Source organism: Bacillus cereus group sp. N21, from assembly GCF_016483395.1.
Taxonomy (GTDB): domain Bacteria; phylum Bacillota; class Bacilli; order Bacillales; family Bacillaceae_G; genus Bacillus_A; species Bacillus_A pseudomycoides.
The window spans coordinates 1-13,562 of record NZ_JAEHBX010000097.1; the positions used below are offsets into that span (position 1 = coordinate 1).

Here is a 13,562-nt window from a genome sequence, read left to right on the forward strand (position 1 = left end):
CGAAAGATAATTTTATTTTTGCTTTCGGATAGAAACCGCTCATGTAAACACTCCTTTTCTATTCAAATAACGCTTTTGTACAAATTAACTCACTACCGCTTCAGCCTGTTTATTTTTCTCTAATTGCTCAATTGCCATTTGTAACCCCAACCAATAACCAATTAAACGACGCGGCAATCTTTTTCCTAAATCCCAAATGTATTCCATTGTGTCAGAATCTAATGAGGTATTATGATAAACATCACCTAACCAAAAGTGAAAAGATTCCATTGACGAACTTTCATTAATTGCCGAACAAATACCATCGTATATTTCTTGTCCATCTTCCGTTTCGTTCATTTCATTTTCTTCCCAAAATTCATCAAGTTCTTTTTTAGCTTTTTCTTGATCAAAATTCCAACGTTCTTCACAAAATGCTGTTAACTTTCCAGTGAAATATCCTAAGTTAAATCCTTTAATGTTTTCTAACGTCGCTGAACATGTAAGGTTATAAACCGCTTCTCCAAGATCACCAGAAACGAATACGTTATATCCCGAAAGTACATATTTAGTACGATAAAAGCTTGTCCCAGGTTTCCCCCAGTAAATAACCTGTAACCCTTCTTCACCTTGAATTTCAGCTACATGATTTTCAAACCAATTTTCTTTAATATCTTTAATTGCTTTTTCAATGTATTCCATCTCTCATTTCCCCTTTTCTAATAAAATTCAAATTTTGTATTATTTCACATCAACACGTTTTTGACTTGCTTCTCGACTAAATCCATTTGGATATCTTTTAGCTAATTTCGCGATATTCATTTGAGCTATATCTTCTAAGGTGTATCCCATTTCGTGAGCCATAATTGAGATATAGTACATGATGTCTCCCAACTCTAAAGCCAATTTGTGAGTATTCCCTTCCTCTTCTCCTGGACAATGAGCTGGATCAAATCCATGACCATGAAAAATAGCTTTTTTTACAATATCAGCAACCTCGCCAGCTTCTCCCGTAAGCCCTAATGCTGTATTTAAAACACGTCCACCGAAATCGTTATTTGTATTCCATGTACGTAATGTTGCTTCTTGATATTGATCTAATTCACAAATTTGATTGATATTCATTACAACTTGTCCTTCCTTTGATTCACTAACTAATTTAGTAGCTTCAAACACTCCATTTTCCATTGCTTTCATTTTGATTTCCCCTCTCTTTAACAAATCCCTAATCCCATTGGACGATTTTCAATCATATACTTATCAGCTTGGTCTATAACAAGAAGCGCAACTTCCGATTGATGCCTTCTTAATGCCTTAGCCATTTCTGGCAAACTCATATTTTGCTTCCACATATCCCGAAAGCGTATAATGTCTCGCTCATCCCAAATGAAGTTAGCTTCTTCTAAAGCGATGTATATTTTCAAACGTGATTCCTTCATCGCTTCATGATTTCTTGATACGCTCATAAGCGAACCTACCTTCTAAAAATGATTATTTTATCTTTTCAGTAAACTTAGTATCCACACGATCAACTTTCCCATTTTGCCAAACAGCAACTTGTTCACCGTATCCACTAGCTGGTGGTTCTACCGCAATCACACGACCATCTTTTACAACGTAGATTTTATTACTAGAAGTATCGATCTCTACTTTCATAAACGCATCTCCCTTTGTTCACTTCATGTACTCAATAACATTAGGTTTAAATCCACTACCTAGATATATCCTTACCGGAACGCATTCTTTATGATCCCTGGCTGCCTTGCACAATTCTTCCGCCGCTTCCCAATTGAAAGATTTGTCTAGTGCACGCTGGTAACGCCAAATACCAATAGCATGCTCTTCAAATATTTCATACGATTCACTTGGACTTGTTTTACGAGGTAATTCATCTGTACTTTTTGCATTACGAGGAATCAACACGCGTACATCTGTATATGTAACCTTTCCTGTTCCTCGTTTCACTTTCGCTTTACTGACATCAAACTGCATAATTTCCGGCTCCACATCGAAAATATTCAATTGCTTAGCCATATCCATCTACGCCCCTTTTTAAGTTAGTAATCTATAAAACTAAACTGCATACACACCTTTTCTTATATCTTTAATAATCCGACCACTTTTATTGAAGTATGCTATTTCAAATCTTGGATCACAGTTGTATATTTTCATATCTCCATCAAATACAACTAATAAGTTACTTTTACAGTTACCAATGATTCTTCCCATTCGTCCCAGGATCTGTACTTTCATTCCGATATAAGCAAATGGTATTCTTCGTTTTTTACACATACGCTTAAATTGTTCTTCTTCTCTCAAAGATGGATTAATATCTGTTAATCCTAAATTTTCACATCTTACAAACTTCGTAAATTCATGAACATTCATTGTGACAAACTTATGTTTAAGGTTTTGGAAATACTCATACTTTGCTTTCTTCTCCGTACTAGCAACAATAATTTCCTCGCATGGCCAAGTATCAAAAATAGTAGACACTTTGAACTTGAATTGTAGAATCATTTACCAAGCCACCCCTTTTCTTTGCCTTTTTGAAGAATGAGATCCATTACAACCTCCGCTCCTTCTCGACTAAGAGCAATCCGGCCGTTTAAAAGTTCTACATTGTTGTCAGAAAGCTTACCTGTTACTAGGCAAGCTTTCTCATGTTTTCTTAAAACAATGTCCTGATTATCAACATGAAACTCTATTGGTGAACCTTCAACAATACCTAATGTTCTACGCATTTCAATTGGAATAACTACACGACCAAGCTCGTCCACTTTTCTTACAATCCCTGTGTCTTTCATCATTATTTCCCCCTTTTAACTAGCTTTTGACTGTCTTTTTGATTCAACTTTTTGTGCCATCGATTCAAAATGAACTAACCATGCTTCCCACCGTTTTTGATATGTTTCTTGCTGCTGAACTGCTACTTCACAATTACAACCATTTGTTTCAATTACACCTGGATAAGTTTCTTTACGAATAATTCCTGTACCATTGCATAATGCACACATTTTTATTCCTCCTTTTTAAAATTGCGTAATCTATAATTATCACCATGCATTTCTAACATTTCAGCATTTTCCATCATCCGACTAAAATCGCGTTCTCCATACATTTCTGCTAATTTATCAATAGTAAAATTAGTTGTAAATAAAGTACTCTTACCAATACGACTATCCACAATTTCATTGGTCTTCGTTTGTTTCCATGTAACGCCTTCTTTATCTTTTTCCGTAAATTCCGCTCCAAAGTCATCAATGATTAAAACATCAACCTTAGCTAGAAGAGACATAAGCTTGTCCTCTGTCATTTCACTATTTTTATTCCAAGTTGATTTGATTTTGGTAAAGAGTTTATTCATTTGAATGAACATTGCACTGTGACCTTTTTTCATAAGTTCTTTTGTAGCTGCCACACACAAATGGCTTTTCCCTACTCCATAATTACCAGTAATAATCATGCTTGTTGGTTCTTCTTTATTAAATGAAGAAACAAATTTCATAATGGTTTCTTTTGCATCAGCTAATTCTTTTTTAGGAGGTACATAATTTTCAAATGTGGCTTTCTTTAGCTTGTCATTTATCAAACTGTTATCAGCAAATGAATCATATAAATGAATAATTTCATTTTTCTTCTTAATAGCTAATGTCTCTTTAGCTAATTTCTGGTCTTCCCTTTCTACCGATCTACATTGAGGACAAAACTCTTCATTTGTTTCTGTATCTATCAACATACGTTTACTGCAAACGTCTTTAATATTTTTTTTCCCTACCAAGAAGACATTCTTACATCTATTAGGAGACAATACATATTTTTGACTAGCGTTTTGAGAAATCATATTTGTTGATGAAGCTACTATCTTTCCCACTGCTTGCATTGTTTTTCGCTCCTTTTATAGTTTCATTTAAATAATTATCAAAATGTTTTTGTGCGAATAACGTACTTGGTCTTAGATATTGTTCAAATGGTTTTCCATCTTTATCAAATTGGCCTAACCATTGTGATACCTTGTTATCAATTACTTGTTTAAAATCATCGATTCCATAACCTTCATTCCATCTAGCCCTAATTAATTTCCTGTGGCCTTCTGATTGATGGTTATATTTCTTTTTTGCTTTCTCATTTAAATAATTAAGAATATCTTTATAAGGAATTGATGCTGGCTTGTCCTCTTTGGAAGAAGAGGGCTTATTATCTTCTTCTTTTTCTTCTTCTTCTTCTTCTTCTTCTTCTTCTTCTTCTTCTTCTTGTCCACGTTCCGTACCACGATACGTACCACGATTCGTATTACGTATCGTCGATTCTTGATTAAATAAGAAATTGGCAAATACATTTTTTATAGATGGTTGTTCTATATGTTCGTAAATTGGAACCAGTAATTCAGTATTCTTTACATCTTTTAATTCTTTTTTCAGTAAATCCTCAATAGGTTTACCAGCTTTTTTTAAATTGTATTTACCCCAATTAAAGATCACTATTTCTCTGGTTTCGTCATCATATTTTATTAATTTGTGATAGTCTTCAAAACGCTGCATCAATGCTTTTACAGATTCTTGTGAATATCCGGTTTCAAATGCGATTTGTTTTTTTGTTATTTGGTATACACCGATTTGTTTTGTTTGTGGATTTGTTAGTAAATATAAGAAAAAGTATTTATCTTCTGGTGTGAAATCTTCTTGTACCTTTACATCGTTCCAAAATGATGTGTGAACCTGTCTGAATATTGCCATATTAATTAATCCTCCCTTACACAAATCGCTATATGCGATTCTCCACTTTCAATGATCTCTCGAATTACATAATTTGGATAACCAACACTGAAATAATGCTCAATCATCTGATTCAATTCTTTTTCACTCTTTGCTTGCTTCCGAAATTTCTGAGGTAACAGTACTTGATACGTAACCATATTCATCTGCATGTACTACTTACTCACTTTCCGTGATATACTTATAACAAGTGTTTTTTTCTAAAGGACCCATGGCCGTGGGCCTTTTTCTTTTGCTCTATATCACTCCATGCCCATCTTTGAATCGGTTCATAAGTGATATAAATTATCCAAATACAAGCAACGATTAACAGTCCGAATATTGCTAATGAACCAGTATCCTCCATCATGCTGTTGCACTCCTTCTTAAATTTGTTGAATCGCTAATGTTTTTCTGTGCTTTACAAGTCACCTTCACTTTTACTCCAAAGTGATTTTCGTATGCTTCTTTAAATACATCCTCAATTTTCCGGTGACCGTACACTTCTTCAATAATGAATCCATTGATTGTTCTTTTTGACATTTCCCTTCCTCCTTAATATTCCCTAAGGGAATATTAATACTTAAAAAAAATCGACTTGCTCCCCGAACAAATCTGTAACATCTTTTTCTAAAACTAATGCAATTTTAGCTGCTAGGTTATAATAGATATTCTTTTTATATTTCTCGTTATTTATAACCTTGTAACAATAACTATATGAAATGCCTAACAGTTTAGCTAGTTCTTCATAAGTATATCCTGAATCTTCAAATGCCTTTTTTAAGTTAGTTTTCGTTGTACTGTTATTCATTAATTATCTCCTTTCAATAGCTGTTGCTCTTATAATAATATTCCCTAAGGGAAAATTCAAGTGTTTTTTCAAAAAAATTATCCCAAAAGGAATTTTTTTTGGTTTGATTTTCCCGATAGGAAATAATATAATTACCTTAGATTAGGGAGCTTGTCCACGGAGGTGATTTAATGGAACTGAAGGATCGGATTCGTTCTTTAAGAAAGGAACGAAAATTAAAACAAGATGAACTTGGAAAAGAGATAGGTGTGAACGGTGCAAGCGTTTCTAAATTCGAAACAGGATTGAAATCACCTTCTCGCGAAACCCTTCAACGAATTGCAGATTATTTTAATGTTACTGTTGACTACCTACTAGGAAGATCCGACAACCCTCAATTAGACGAGATGTTAGATCGTAAATATAAAGAATTAAAATTAAGAATCGACCAGTTACCAGAAGAACAACAAGAAATGGTATTCAAACAAATGCAATCAATCACAGAAAGCTTTGAACAACTTAATAAGCGAATTAAAAAATAGCAATGCGATTTAAATGACATTGTTATTTTTTATTCCTCTTTTTCAAAAAGCGCTTCAATATATGTATCTATTTGCTTTTCATCCTCAAAACTTTCCCCCAAGTATTGAATGAATTTTTCCAAAATTTCTTCTTTCTTCAATATTTACATCCCCTTACGCTTCTTTTTACTTATAATAACATTTCCTCTAGGGAAAATTTTGAAAAGTATATAATCTTTTCTTTTTTCATTTTTGGTTACCTAAAAGAAAAAGGCCGAGAATATTCTCGGCCTTTTTAAATATTATCAATTTCAACCACCAGGTTTGATTGTGTCTTGATACATTATAATATTATTTTGTTTGTAGCTCCCTTGATCCATTCCTGTAAATCCGCTTATTACTGTGAATACTGTTAATGCAACTAAGATTGTAGAAATTATCTTTTTCACTACAAAACACTCCCTTCCCTATATCACCCTTAAAATCCACCATCGACTTAATAAGCTCCGAACGGTCTCCTCTTTTATAAATTTCTTTAGCAACTAAGCTAGTAAAAAAATAATTTGATTGTAAAAGAAACTTTTGAAAACATTCATAAATTCCAGTCGGAGATTCGTTCACAACTCCTTTATAGTATACCAAAAAATCCTCTTCCGTCCCATCATATAATGAACTCTGAAGCAAATTAAGGCTTTGTTCATCTCGTTTGTTTTGAAACTGTATTAAAATCGGATCGGAATCAAATTCTAAAGTCTCTTCAAAATATATCTTAGCAAGATCCAAATTATATCGAACTTCTTTTTCATATTCTTCATCTTTTACAATTTTGAAAATTTCATAACTATCTTCAAAATATTGAAGACTCTTATATTTCTCCACTCTTAAATAAGACATTCCTAATATGTACAAAGCATCTGAAATAGTTTTCGCACTAATATTAGCTTCAATAATCACATTAGCAAATTTTCTAGCTAATTCCACATGATTATAATGTAAATATACAGGAGCAAATATTTCTGCAACCCTGTATATATAGCACTCTTTAATGTAAGATTTCCTATCACCGTCTACAGCTTCAACTTGTTCTTCAATCTCTTGTATTAGCTCTAACATTAGATTATATTTCTTTAAGTGAAAATAATTGTAACACTTCATAATATCCATAAGAATATTTAAAATTTTATCTTTAGGTTGTCCTACTTTCTTAAGTTGATTAATTATTTCTGTTCCATGCACTTCCCCGATAATGTATTGATATAAAATTCTATATACTGATACATATTCATGTACTGTGCCAGTTTCATTTTCATGTTTTAAAATCAGTTTGTTTAAAAGTTCAACATTTCGCGTTACACATGCATATTCAAAGCTTTGTTTTATTGATTCTACCGTATCTAATTTTAAGCACCACTCGTCCATAGTTTCTTTAGATGTTTTATTTTCATCACTTAGAACATGCGATAATTTCACAAGCTGACAAAAGCCAATTGTTCCTTTGTTTTTAAATTTAGATATATATTGTTTGGATACACCAATTTTTTCGGCCACAATTGTTAAATTTAAATCTTCTCTATCTTCAATGATATCGCAGATTTCTTTATGAAAACGCATACTTTCACCCCTTATCAACAAACTTCCGATTATATACAAACTCACAGTTTATTTACAGAATATTTTATCACAAAAAATGCGAACATAGATTCTCTTTATATCGAAAAGCATATTGAGAAAGTTTTTTCTAAAAAAAAAATAACTAGCCATATCTAATTATGGTTAGTTATTAGTATGGATATCATGTGTTGTATTAACACCACCTGTTCCAGAGGCACTCGTAACAGTTGCATATAAAGCAGAAGAGATGACGCCAAGACGAGTTTCTTTCCCTTCCATATTTCCTTGTGAACTTTCTATCCCTAATTGATTTAACAATGGATTCCCCTTCAATTCAGATATAGCAAGCGTACAAAATCCGATAATCAAAAGAATGAACATTGATATAAAAAACATTCTACCTTGTTTCCGATTGCCAACCATTCTTCCGTATACAAATGGAAAAGCCATCGGAATTAACATTTGTAACATCATTTGTAGCACGTTACTTATCATATTGGGATTTTCAAAAGGATGCGCAGAAACTGTTCCAAAAAAACCTCCTCCATTGTCACCAAGTTCTTTAATAGAAAGCAAAGACGCTACCGGTCCACGAGGAATTTCTTGTGCCGTTCCTTCCAACGTTTTCACAACAATTGTTGGATCCAGTGTTTGCGGTGTCCCTAAAACCACAAATATCAATGATGCCACAAATGAAATTGGCAATAATACTCTTGTAATTGCTTGTACAAAATCAACAAAGAAGTTTCCTATTCTTTTCCCCGCTAGTACACGAATAAACGTAATACCAATTGACAATGAAGTTGCAGGTGCCGCAAACATCATAAATGTCACACCTACCATTTGAGAGAAATATGATAAACTACTTTCTCCCCCATAGTGTTGTAAATTCGCATTCGTCATAAATGTAATTGCTGTATGAAATGCTAATGTTGGTTCTAATCCTAAAAAGTGATTCGGGTTTAATGGAAGAATCCCTTGTAATCGAAATATCGAATATACAACCAAGATACAGAAAAAATTTGTGCTCATTAAGCAAAACATATATTGTTTCCAAGTCTGACTATGCCCTTTAATCCCAGCAACTTTAAATAAGATGTTTTCCAGTGGACCAAATACCTTTTGAAATGGTTCCTTACGCTGAAAAGCATTGTATATATAGTCTCCCATTGGTTTTGCAACAATTACGAATAGGCCAATTGTAATTAGACTTGTAAGCCAGTTCATCCTCTTTCCCCTCTCTGTTTCCATTACACTCAAAAACAAATGTTATATTTTGCCATTAAGAGAATAAAAAGAAAACACCAGGTTGCACCTAGTGTTTTTTACACACACAAGCCCCCCTCTCAAAACGCTGACGAGGTTAGCTGTCGGATTCGGGCCTTGAGAGTAGCCCTACCTATAAAAGGATTCACCCCTAGTGACAATGCACAAATTTGGTTCCCCCGCTCCTGAAGTGGATTAAGCGATTTATTATTTGGCTGTAAAATCTACATTGAGCTATTCTGATTATTAATATACTCCTCTAAATGATAGTTGTAAAGAGAGAGAAAACAAAAAAGAAGGAATCTTCTCACAATAAACTCCCAATACATATGAATAATGCTAATCTCTATAAATATAGTAGCACATGAAATAGTGAAAAATGATATCATTGGAAATCACCCACTTCCATTTCCTATCCCTATGAGAAGCTTTGTAACCTTTATCCCCCTCTTACTTCTCAATTAATTGTTTGAATTTCTTTTCCAACTGATCCGGAGGTAATACTCCACGCGCTTGATCTACAATAATCCCATCTTTATCAACAAAAAACGTTGTTGGCAGTGAAACAATTTTATAATCAAGTCCCGCCACCCCATCCATATCTAATAAAACTGGGAACTTAAATCCAAAACGATCTGCAAACGCCTTTGCTTCTTGTACTGCATCTCCAATCGTTGCATTCACCGCAAAAATTTCGATTTCACCTTTATATTTATCGTAAAGACGAACTAAGTCCGGCGCTTCCATTTCACATGGTCCACACCATGACGCCCAGAAGTTGATAACATACGGTTTTCCTTTTGCATCATTTAATGAATAAAGCTTTCCGTCTAATCCTTTTAGTGTGATTTTCGGCGCCTTAAATCCTACTTGAGGTAATACTTCTTTCTCTTGCAGTGCTGCTTGTTTTGCTTTCCGTTCTTTTTCTTCTTGCTTGGAATTATAAAAGTTAACTCCAGCCCAAATAAGTGCTCCAGCTAGTATAATTACAATTAATTTTTTCACTATTTTTCCTCCTATTATCGAGTTCACTTTTTATTTAACTTCGGTATATCACACACCTTTCCTTTATTCATTCATACTTTTTACTTTTCATCTTTTGTTGCAGAAGGAAAGCCACTCTCCTGTAGCGAAATTTTATCAATAATAAAAATCTATTAGGTGGTGCTTCATTATGAAGTTAGCTGTAATTGGCGGAGGTTATCTCGAACAGACAGATCATTTCCATATAAATCAACGACTTATAGAACTAACTGGGAAACAATCTCCAAGAGTATTGTTTATCCCAACAGCAAGCAATGATGATGAAGGTTATATAAAAGAATTTAGAGAAACATTTGAAAAGCAGTTAGGGTGTGATGTTCACATTCTATGTTGCATAAAAGAAAGCTATAGCGAAGATACAATAAGTGAAATGATTCATTTTGCTGATTTCATCTATCTAGGCGGAGGAAATTATATCAATATGCTTGAAAAGTGGAGGGAAAACAAAATAGATGAAAAGTTAATAGCAGCCCTACACAATGGAACATTCATTGCAGGATATAGCTCTGGTGCTATGTGCTGGTTTACAACCGGCTTCCGTTCTAATTATAAAGGAGATGGCTATATAGAAAGCGATGGCTGGAATATGGTAAACAAACACTTCTGTCCCCATTACAATCAGCCAGATAGAGCAACTGCTTTCCATTTATTCTTACAAAATCATGCATGTGATATAGATGGAATTGCTTTAGAGGATAATTGTGCTTTATATATAACAGAAAATTCCTTTGAGATTATCGGAGATCCAGAGAAAGCTTGGGAATTCTATATGAATGATGGAAAACTCATAAGACACCATTTTGATGTAACTTTGAAAAGTTATTTATGAGTTCTTTGTACTCATACAAAATAAAAATGTCCCTAAGCTTTCAAGCTTAAGGACATTTTTATTTACTTTCAATCTAACTAACAAGTCGCGTAATCCGCTTCTTCTGCCATGAAAGTTTATAATACCCATATTGTAAAAGTAAACTCACAATAAATGCTGCTGGATATCCAATCCATATACCCTTTATACCAAGACTTGTATGATACGAAAGGTAATAGGCAACAGGAACTTCTACAAGCCAAATTGATACAACACCGATAATAGTCGGCCATAGTACGGTTCCACTTGCCCGCATTGTCGCACCAATAATTTGCGCATGACCGAAAATTAAATAACTCCATAATGTAATCATCACTAAACTATGAGCAATTTCGATTGTATTTGGACTTGTTAAGAACAATGATAAAATTTCTCTTGAGAACAAATAAATAAGAGCAATTAATACCCCGCCGATGATATAATTCATCACAATACCTGCCCGAACAACTTTCTGTAATCGATCAAATTGACTCGCACCAATGGATTGTGCAGCAAAAATGGATACTGTAATTCCAAGACTCACTGCTGGCATTTGTACATAACTTGCCACTTGGTTCACGACTCCATAGGCTGCGGTCGCATCAGAACCGAAGCGATTTACAAATGCAATGACTGCAATCTCAGATAACGAAACTAATATCATATTAATACTTGCTGGAATACCAAGACGTAGTAATAACTTTAATAATTCCCAATCCATCCGAAGATATTTTCGTACTGCCCCATCCAATTGCAATGGATGATTTTTCTTCTTTAAATAAATAAGCATTACAACAAATGTTATAATCGTTGATATAACAGAAGCATAAGCTGCTCCATAAACATCAAGTTCCGGCAACCCTAACCAACCAAAAATAAGAACAGGCAACAATATCATGTTCAATACTGTACTAACAATTAAAAAGTAAAATGGCGTTTTGGAATCTCCTGTACCTCGCATAAATGTTGTATATGCAAAATATAAGAATAAGACCGGCATTGAAATAAATAAGATACGTGCATAGTGAACACTCATATCAATAATGTTTTCTGGTGTACCCATAAGGCGCATAATGTCCATTACGAATATACTTCCAACTATCGCTAAAATGACTCCAATAACAAATGTAAAGGTCAATGTTGTACCAACGATTGCTTTTAAACGCTCTTCATTACGAGCACCAAACGCTTGCCCAATCAAAATTGAACTACCAGAGCCAATTCCAATTACAAATGAAACAAGTAGAAAGAACAATGGAAAGAATGCAGAAATGGCAGCTAAATCATTCACACCGAGCCATCGTCCTACCACTACCATCCCAAACAATTGTCCAACTGATTGTAATACATTACTTAAAAGTAAAGGAACTAAGAACATGGACATTGATTTCCATATCGGTTTCTTTTCCTTCTCATGATTTTGTGATTCTACACCTTCTTGGGTGTTATCTGTAGGTGATTTCAAAATTTATTTCTCCTTTCTTTTGTCTTTTTCTTATAACTTAACCCAATATTTACTTCCATCAGCTGTGCGATCTAGAAAACCATATTCAATTAAATACCTTCTCAAGGTTACAAAATCCGGATACACACTTTCTAAAATTTGATTCACTTCTTTTTCTGTATACTTCTCACTACTATCAAACTTTTTCACTAAATGTCTCAATATGATAAGTTTACGCTTTTGTTTCTTCGGAAATTTAACAAGCGGCCCATTTAATCCTTCGGTAAAATGCAATTTCAACACTTCATCATTCTCTTCTTCCGTAATGTTATATCTGTCATCCACCATTGTAGCTGTGCGGTGAATCGGTAAAAATTTAGACTGCACTTTTGATTTTTCTTCCGACAATTCCATCAGCGTTAAAAACACCTTAGCCTGTTTCATCTTCTCCCGTAATGTAAATCGATGATTACGAATTGTCGATGTACTGCCTCCATCCATCTCTTTCACAATTTCTTTATCATTTAAACCCATATAAAAAAACTGCACCATTTTCTTTTGTAAATCTGTTAAACCTGTAAACTTCTTATCCAGACTTAATAAATATGCGAACATAGATGTATGTTCCTTTTCAATATGTAGCTGTGCGAATTTCTCTGCTTCATATAAAACATTATGATCTTGATAAATAACACCTTTTATAAAAGTTTCTCCGCAAGCTAAGCAAATATATTCTTCTGTATCCTCTTCAAATACATATCCTTTTTTTAATTCTTCAACTGAAGCATCCCAAAACTTCTCTGAAACATCACCCATACTAAACAATCCTCCAAAAAGTTTATTATAAACCCAAACAAATTACGATATCGTTTATCCTCTTTATCATATTAGCATGAACTTCACAAACATTTCAACATTACGTTTACTTATTTTATAAACAAATTTAAAAACGTTTGTATACAATGTGAAATGAAAGGGATTTTATAATTAATAAAAAAAACAAAAATCCGTGAAAAGATTTTTGTTTTTTTACGCCCGATTATATCGCCTTATTTACGCTTCATGTTCATTTCCATATCATGATCAAAAGCAACAGATTACTGTTTCACCACAACATCTATCAAGATCTTACTTACTTTTATGATTTCTTTTTTATCATTTTAACCGAGAAGACCCCCTCCTCTAAACGAAGTGAAGGTGGGGGATGAATCGGTTTTTTCTTTTTAAAGAAAACGTCTCTTTTTTGTAGAACATATGTTTGTTTCGGTGTATAATGATCTTATCAAATAAAATGAGGTGAGAACAG

The 13,562-nt window shown here is 33.6% G+C and carries 20 protein-coding genes, 1 pseudogene and 1 riboswitch; of the genes and pseudogenes, 2 read left to right on the plus strand and 19 right to left on the minus strand.

Annotated elements, in window-relative coordinates; genetic code table 11:
* Nucleotides 1-84: 84 nt before the first annotated feature.
* Genes JDS96_RS27790 through JDS96_RS27855 form a run of 14 tightly spaced genes read right to left on the minus strand, consistent with a single transcriptional unit; the run spans nt 85 to nt 5,544 of the window.
* On the minus strand, nt 85-681 hold the full coding sequence (locus tag JDS96_RS27790; protein WP_199668740.1) for a hypothetical protein: 597 nt from the start codon (nt 679-681) through the stop codon (nt 85-87).
* 39 nt (nt 682-720) lie between these two features.
* Nucleotides 721-1,176, minus strand: coding sequence for a nucleoside triphosphate pyrophosphohydrolase family protein (locus tag JDS96_RS27795; RefSeq protein WP_199668742.1), 456 nt, complete (start codon nt 1,174-1,176; stop codon nt 721-723).
* A 17-nt stretch (nt 1,177-1,193) separates the two neighbouring features.
* On the minus strand, nt 1,194-1,445 hold the full coding sequence (locus JDS96_RS27800) for a helix-turn-helix domain containing protein (RefSeq protein ID WP_078211457.1): 252 nt from the start codon (nt 1,443-1,445) through the stop codon (nt 1,194-1,196).
* Nucleotides 1,446-1,470: 25 nt separating this feature from the next.
* Complete coding sequence (locus JDS96_RS27805) at nt 1,471-1,635, minus strand: DUF3954 domain-containing protein (protein ID WP_199668743.1); 165 nt, start codon at nt 1,633-1,635, stop codon at nt 1,471-1,473.
* A gap of 18 nt (nt 1,636-1,653) precedes the next feature.
* Nucleotides 1,654-2,013 (minus strand): cell division protein SepF, encoded by a 360-nt coding sequence (locus JDS96_RS27810; protein ID WP_199668744.1) that lies wholly within the window; start codon nt 2,011-2,013, stop codon nt 1,654-1,656.
* Between the two features lie 39 nt (nt 2,014-2,052).
* Nucleotides 2,053-2,499, minus strand: coding sequence for an MFS transporter (locus JDS96_RS27815; RefSeq protein WP_199668745.1), 447 nt, complete (start codon nt 2,497-2,499; stop codon nt 2,053-2,055).
* Nucleotides 2,496-2,786 (minus strand): AbrB/MazE/SpoVT family DNA-binding domain-containing protein, encoded by a 291-nt coding sequence (locus JDS96_RS27820; protein ID WP_199668748.1) that lies wholly within the window; start codon nt 2,784-2,786, stop codon nt 2,496-2,498. Before JDS96_RS27820 ends, JDS96_RS27815 begins: the two co-directional genes overlap by 4 nt.
* A 15-nt stretch (nt 2,787-2,801) precedes the next feature.
* Nucleotides 2,802-2,996 carry a hypothetical protein gene (locus tag JDS96_RS27825; RefSeq protein ID WP_199668749.1) on the minus strand — a complete coding sequence of 65 codons (195 nt, stop codon included), beginning with the start codon at nt 2,994-2,996 and terminating at the stop codon, nt 2,802-2,804.
* Nucleotides 2,997-2,998: 2 nt separating this feature from the next.
* Nucleotides 2,999-3,862, minus strand: coding sequence for an ATP-binding protein (locus JDS96_RS27830; RefSeq protein WP_199668751.1), 864 nt, complete (start codon nt 3,860-3,862; stop codon nt 2,999-3,001).
* A complete protein-coding gene (locus tag JDS96_RS27835; protein WP_199668752.1) occupies nt 3,804-4,715 on the minus strand; it encodes a conserved phage C-terminal domain-containing protein in 912 nt (303 codons plus the stop codon). Before JDS96_RS27835 ends, JDS96_RS27830 begins: the two co-directional genes overlap by 59 nt.
* A gap of 5 nt (nt 4,716-4,720) precedes the next feature.
* The gene (locus JDS96_RS27840; protein WP_199668754.1) at nt 4,721-4,906 is read right to left on the minus strand and encodes a hypothetical protein; all 186 of its coding nucleotides are present in this window, start codon (nt 4,904-4,906) and stop codon (nt 4,721-4,723) included.
* Between the two features lie 29 nt (nt 4,907-4,935).
* Complete coding sequence (locus JDS96_RS27845) at nt 4,936-5,103, minus strand: hypothetical protein (protein ID WP_199668760.1); 168 nt, start codon at nt 5,101-5,103, stop codon at nt 4,936-4,938.
* Complete coding sequence (locus JDS96_RS27850) at nt 5,100-5,276, minus strand: hypothetical protein (protein ID WP_176134298.1); 177 nt, start codon at nt 5,274-5,276, stop codon at nt 5,100-5,102. Before JDS96_RS27850 ends, JDS96_RS27845 begins: the two co-directional genes overlap by 4 nt.
* 40 nt (nt 5,277-5,316) lie before the next feature.
* Nucleotides 5,317-5,544, minus strand: a complete 228-nt coding sequence (locus JDS96_RS27855) for a helix-turn-helix transcriptional regulator (protein ID WP_199668755.1) — start codon at nt 5,542-5,544, stop codon at nt 5,317-5,319.
* A 170-nt stretch (nt 5,545-5,714) separates the two neighbouring features.
* Between JDS96_RS27855 and JDS96_RS27860 the strand changes: the two genes are divergently transcribed.
* Nucleotides 5,715-6,065, plus strand: coding sequence for a helix-turn-helix domain-containing protein (locus JDS96_RS27860; RefSeq protein WP_078211439.1), 351 nt, complete (start codon nt 5,715-5,717; stop codon nt 6,063-6,065).
* Between the two features lie 330 nt (nt 6,066-6,395).
* Here the strand turns inward: JDS96_RS27860 and JDS96_RS27865 are convergent, their stop codons facing one another.
* From JDS96_RS27865 to JDS96_RS27875, 3 genes and pseudogenes are all read right to left on the minus strand, one after another.
* Nucleotides 6,396-7,655: an AimR family lysis-lysogeny pheromone receptor gene (locus tag JDS96_RS27865; protein WP_199668757.1), complete on the minus strand. Its 1,260-nt coding sequence runs from the start codon at nt 7,653-7,655 to the stop codon at nt 6,396-6,398.
* Nucleotides 7,656-7,826: 171 nt separating this feature from the next.
* A pseudogene (locus JDS96_RS27870) lies at nt 7,827-8,882 on the minus strand (potassium-transporting ATPase subunit KdpA); the annotation flags it as partial.
* A gap of 109 nt (nt 8,883-8,991) precedes the next feature.
* Nucleotides 8,992-9,133, minus strand: a riboswitch (cyclic di-AMP (ydaO/yuaA leader).
* A gap of 238 nt (nt 9,134-9,371) precedes the next feature.
* Entirely contained in the window at nt 9,372-9,926 is a 555-nt protein-coding gene (locus tag JDS96_RS27875) for a TlpA family protein disulfide reductase (RefSeq protein ID WP_018766734.1), read from the minus strand.
* 169 nt (nt 9,927-10,095) lie between these two features.
* Here JDS96_RS27875 and JDS96_RS27880 point away from each other — a divergent pair, with 169 nt between their 5' ends.
* Nucleotides 10,096-10,794 carry a Type 1 glutamine amidotransferase-like domain-containing protein gene (locus JDS96_RS27880; protein WP_016132706.1) on the plus strand — a complete coding sequence of 233 codons (699 nt, stop codon included), beginning with the start codon at nt 10,096-10,098 and terminating at the stop codon, nt 10,792-10,794.
* Between the two features lie 73 nt (nt 10,795-10,867).
* On the opposite strand, the gene JDS96_RS27885 is transcribed toward JDS96_RS27880, so the two are convergent.
* Complete coding sequence (locus JDS96_RS27885; protein ID WP_199668758.1) at nt 10,868-12,277, minus strand: MATE family efflux transporter; 1,410 nt, start codon at nt 12,275-12,277, stop codon at nt 10,868-10,870.
* Nucleotides 12,278-12,307: 30 nt separating this feature from the next.
* Nucleotides 12,308-13,072: a DUF2087 domain-containing protein gene (locus JDS96_RS27890; protein WP_003196625.1), complete on the minus strand. Its 765-nt coding sequence runs from the start codon at nt 13,070-13,072 to the stop codon at nt 12,308-12,310.
* Between the last annotated feature and the right edge of the window lie 490 nt (nt 13,073-13,562).

Bases quoted from the DNA above. Each gene is read 5' to 3' on its own strand.
- JDS96_RS27790 (WP_199668740.1), bottom strand. From the start codon at position 681: ATGGAATACATTGAAAAAGCAATTAAAGATATTAAAGAAAATTGGTTT.
- JDS96_RS27795 (WP_199668742.1), bottom strand. From the start codon at position 1,176: ATGAAAGCAATGGAAAATGGAGTGTTTGAAGCTACTAAATTAGTTAGT.
- JDS96_RS27800 (WP_078211457.1), bottom strand. From the start codon at position 1,445: ATGAGCGTATCAAGAAATCATGAAGCGATGAAGGAATCACGTTTGAAA.
- JDS96_RS27805 (WP_199668743.1), bottom strand. From the start codon at position 1,635: ATGAAAGTAGAGATCGATACTTCTAGTAATAAAATCTACGTTGTAAAA.
- JDS96_RS27810 (WP_199668744.1), bottom strand. From the start codon at position 2,013: ATGGCTAAGCAATTGAATATTTTCGATGTGGAGCCGGAAATTATGCAG.
- JDS96_RS27815 (WP_199668745.1), bottom strand. From the start codon at position 2,499: ATGATTCTACAATTCAAGTTCAAAGTGTCTACTATTTTTGATACTTGG.
- JDS96_RS27820 (WP_199668748.1), bottom strand. From the start codon at position 2,786: ATGAAAGACACAGGGATTGTAAGAAAAGTGGACGAGCTTGGTCGTGTA.
- JDS96_RS27825 (WP_199668749.1), bottom strand. From the start codon at position 2,996: ATGTGTGCATTATGCAATGGTACAGGAATTATTCGTAAAGAAACTTAT.
- JDS96_RS27830 (WP_199668751.1), bottom strand. From the start codon at position 3,862: ATGCAAGCAGTGGGAAAGATAGTAGCTTCATCAACAAATATGATTTCT.
- JDS96_RS27835 (WP_199668752.1), bottom strand. From the start codon at position 4,715: ATGGCAATATTCAGACAGGTTCACACATCATTTTGGAACGATGTAAAG.
- JDS96_RS27840 (WP_199668754.1), bottom strand. From the start codon at position 4,906: ATGCAGATGAATATGGTTACGTATCAAGTACTGTTACCTCAGAAATTT.
- JDS96_RS27845 (WP_199668760.1), bottom strand. From the start codon at position 5,103: ATGATGGAGGATACTGGTTCATTAGCAATATTCGGACTGTTAATCGTT.
- JDS96_RS27850 (WP_176134298.1), bottom strand. From the start codon at position 5,276: ATGTCAAAAAGAACAATCAATGGATTCATTATTGAAGAAGTGTACGGT.
- JDS96_RS27855 (WP_199668755.1), bottom strand. From the start codon at position 5,544: ATGAATAACAGTACAACGAAAACTAACTTAAAAAAGGCATTTGAAGAT.
- JDS96_RS27860 (WP_078211439.1), top strand. From the start codon at position 5,715: ATGGAACTGAAGGATCGGATTCGTTCTTTAAGAAAGGAACGAAAATTA.
- JDS96_RS27865 (WP_199668757.1), bottom strand. From the start codon at position 7,655: ATGCGTTTTCATAAAGAAATCTGCGATATCATTGAAGATAGAGAAGAT.
- JDS96_RS27880 (WP_016132706.1), top strand. From the start codon at position 10,096: ATGAAGTTAGCTGTAATTGGCGGAGGTTATCTCGAACAGACAGATCAT.
- JDS96_RS27890 (WP_003196625.1), bottom strand. From the start codon at position 13,072: ATGGGTGATGTTTCAGAGAAGTTTTGGGATGCTTCAGTTGAAGAATTA.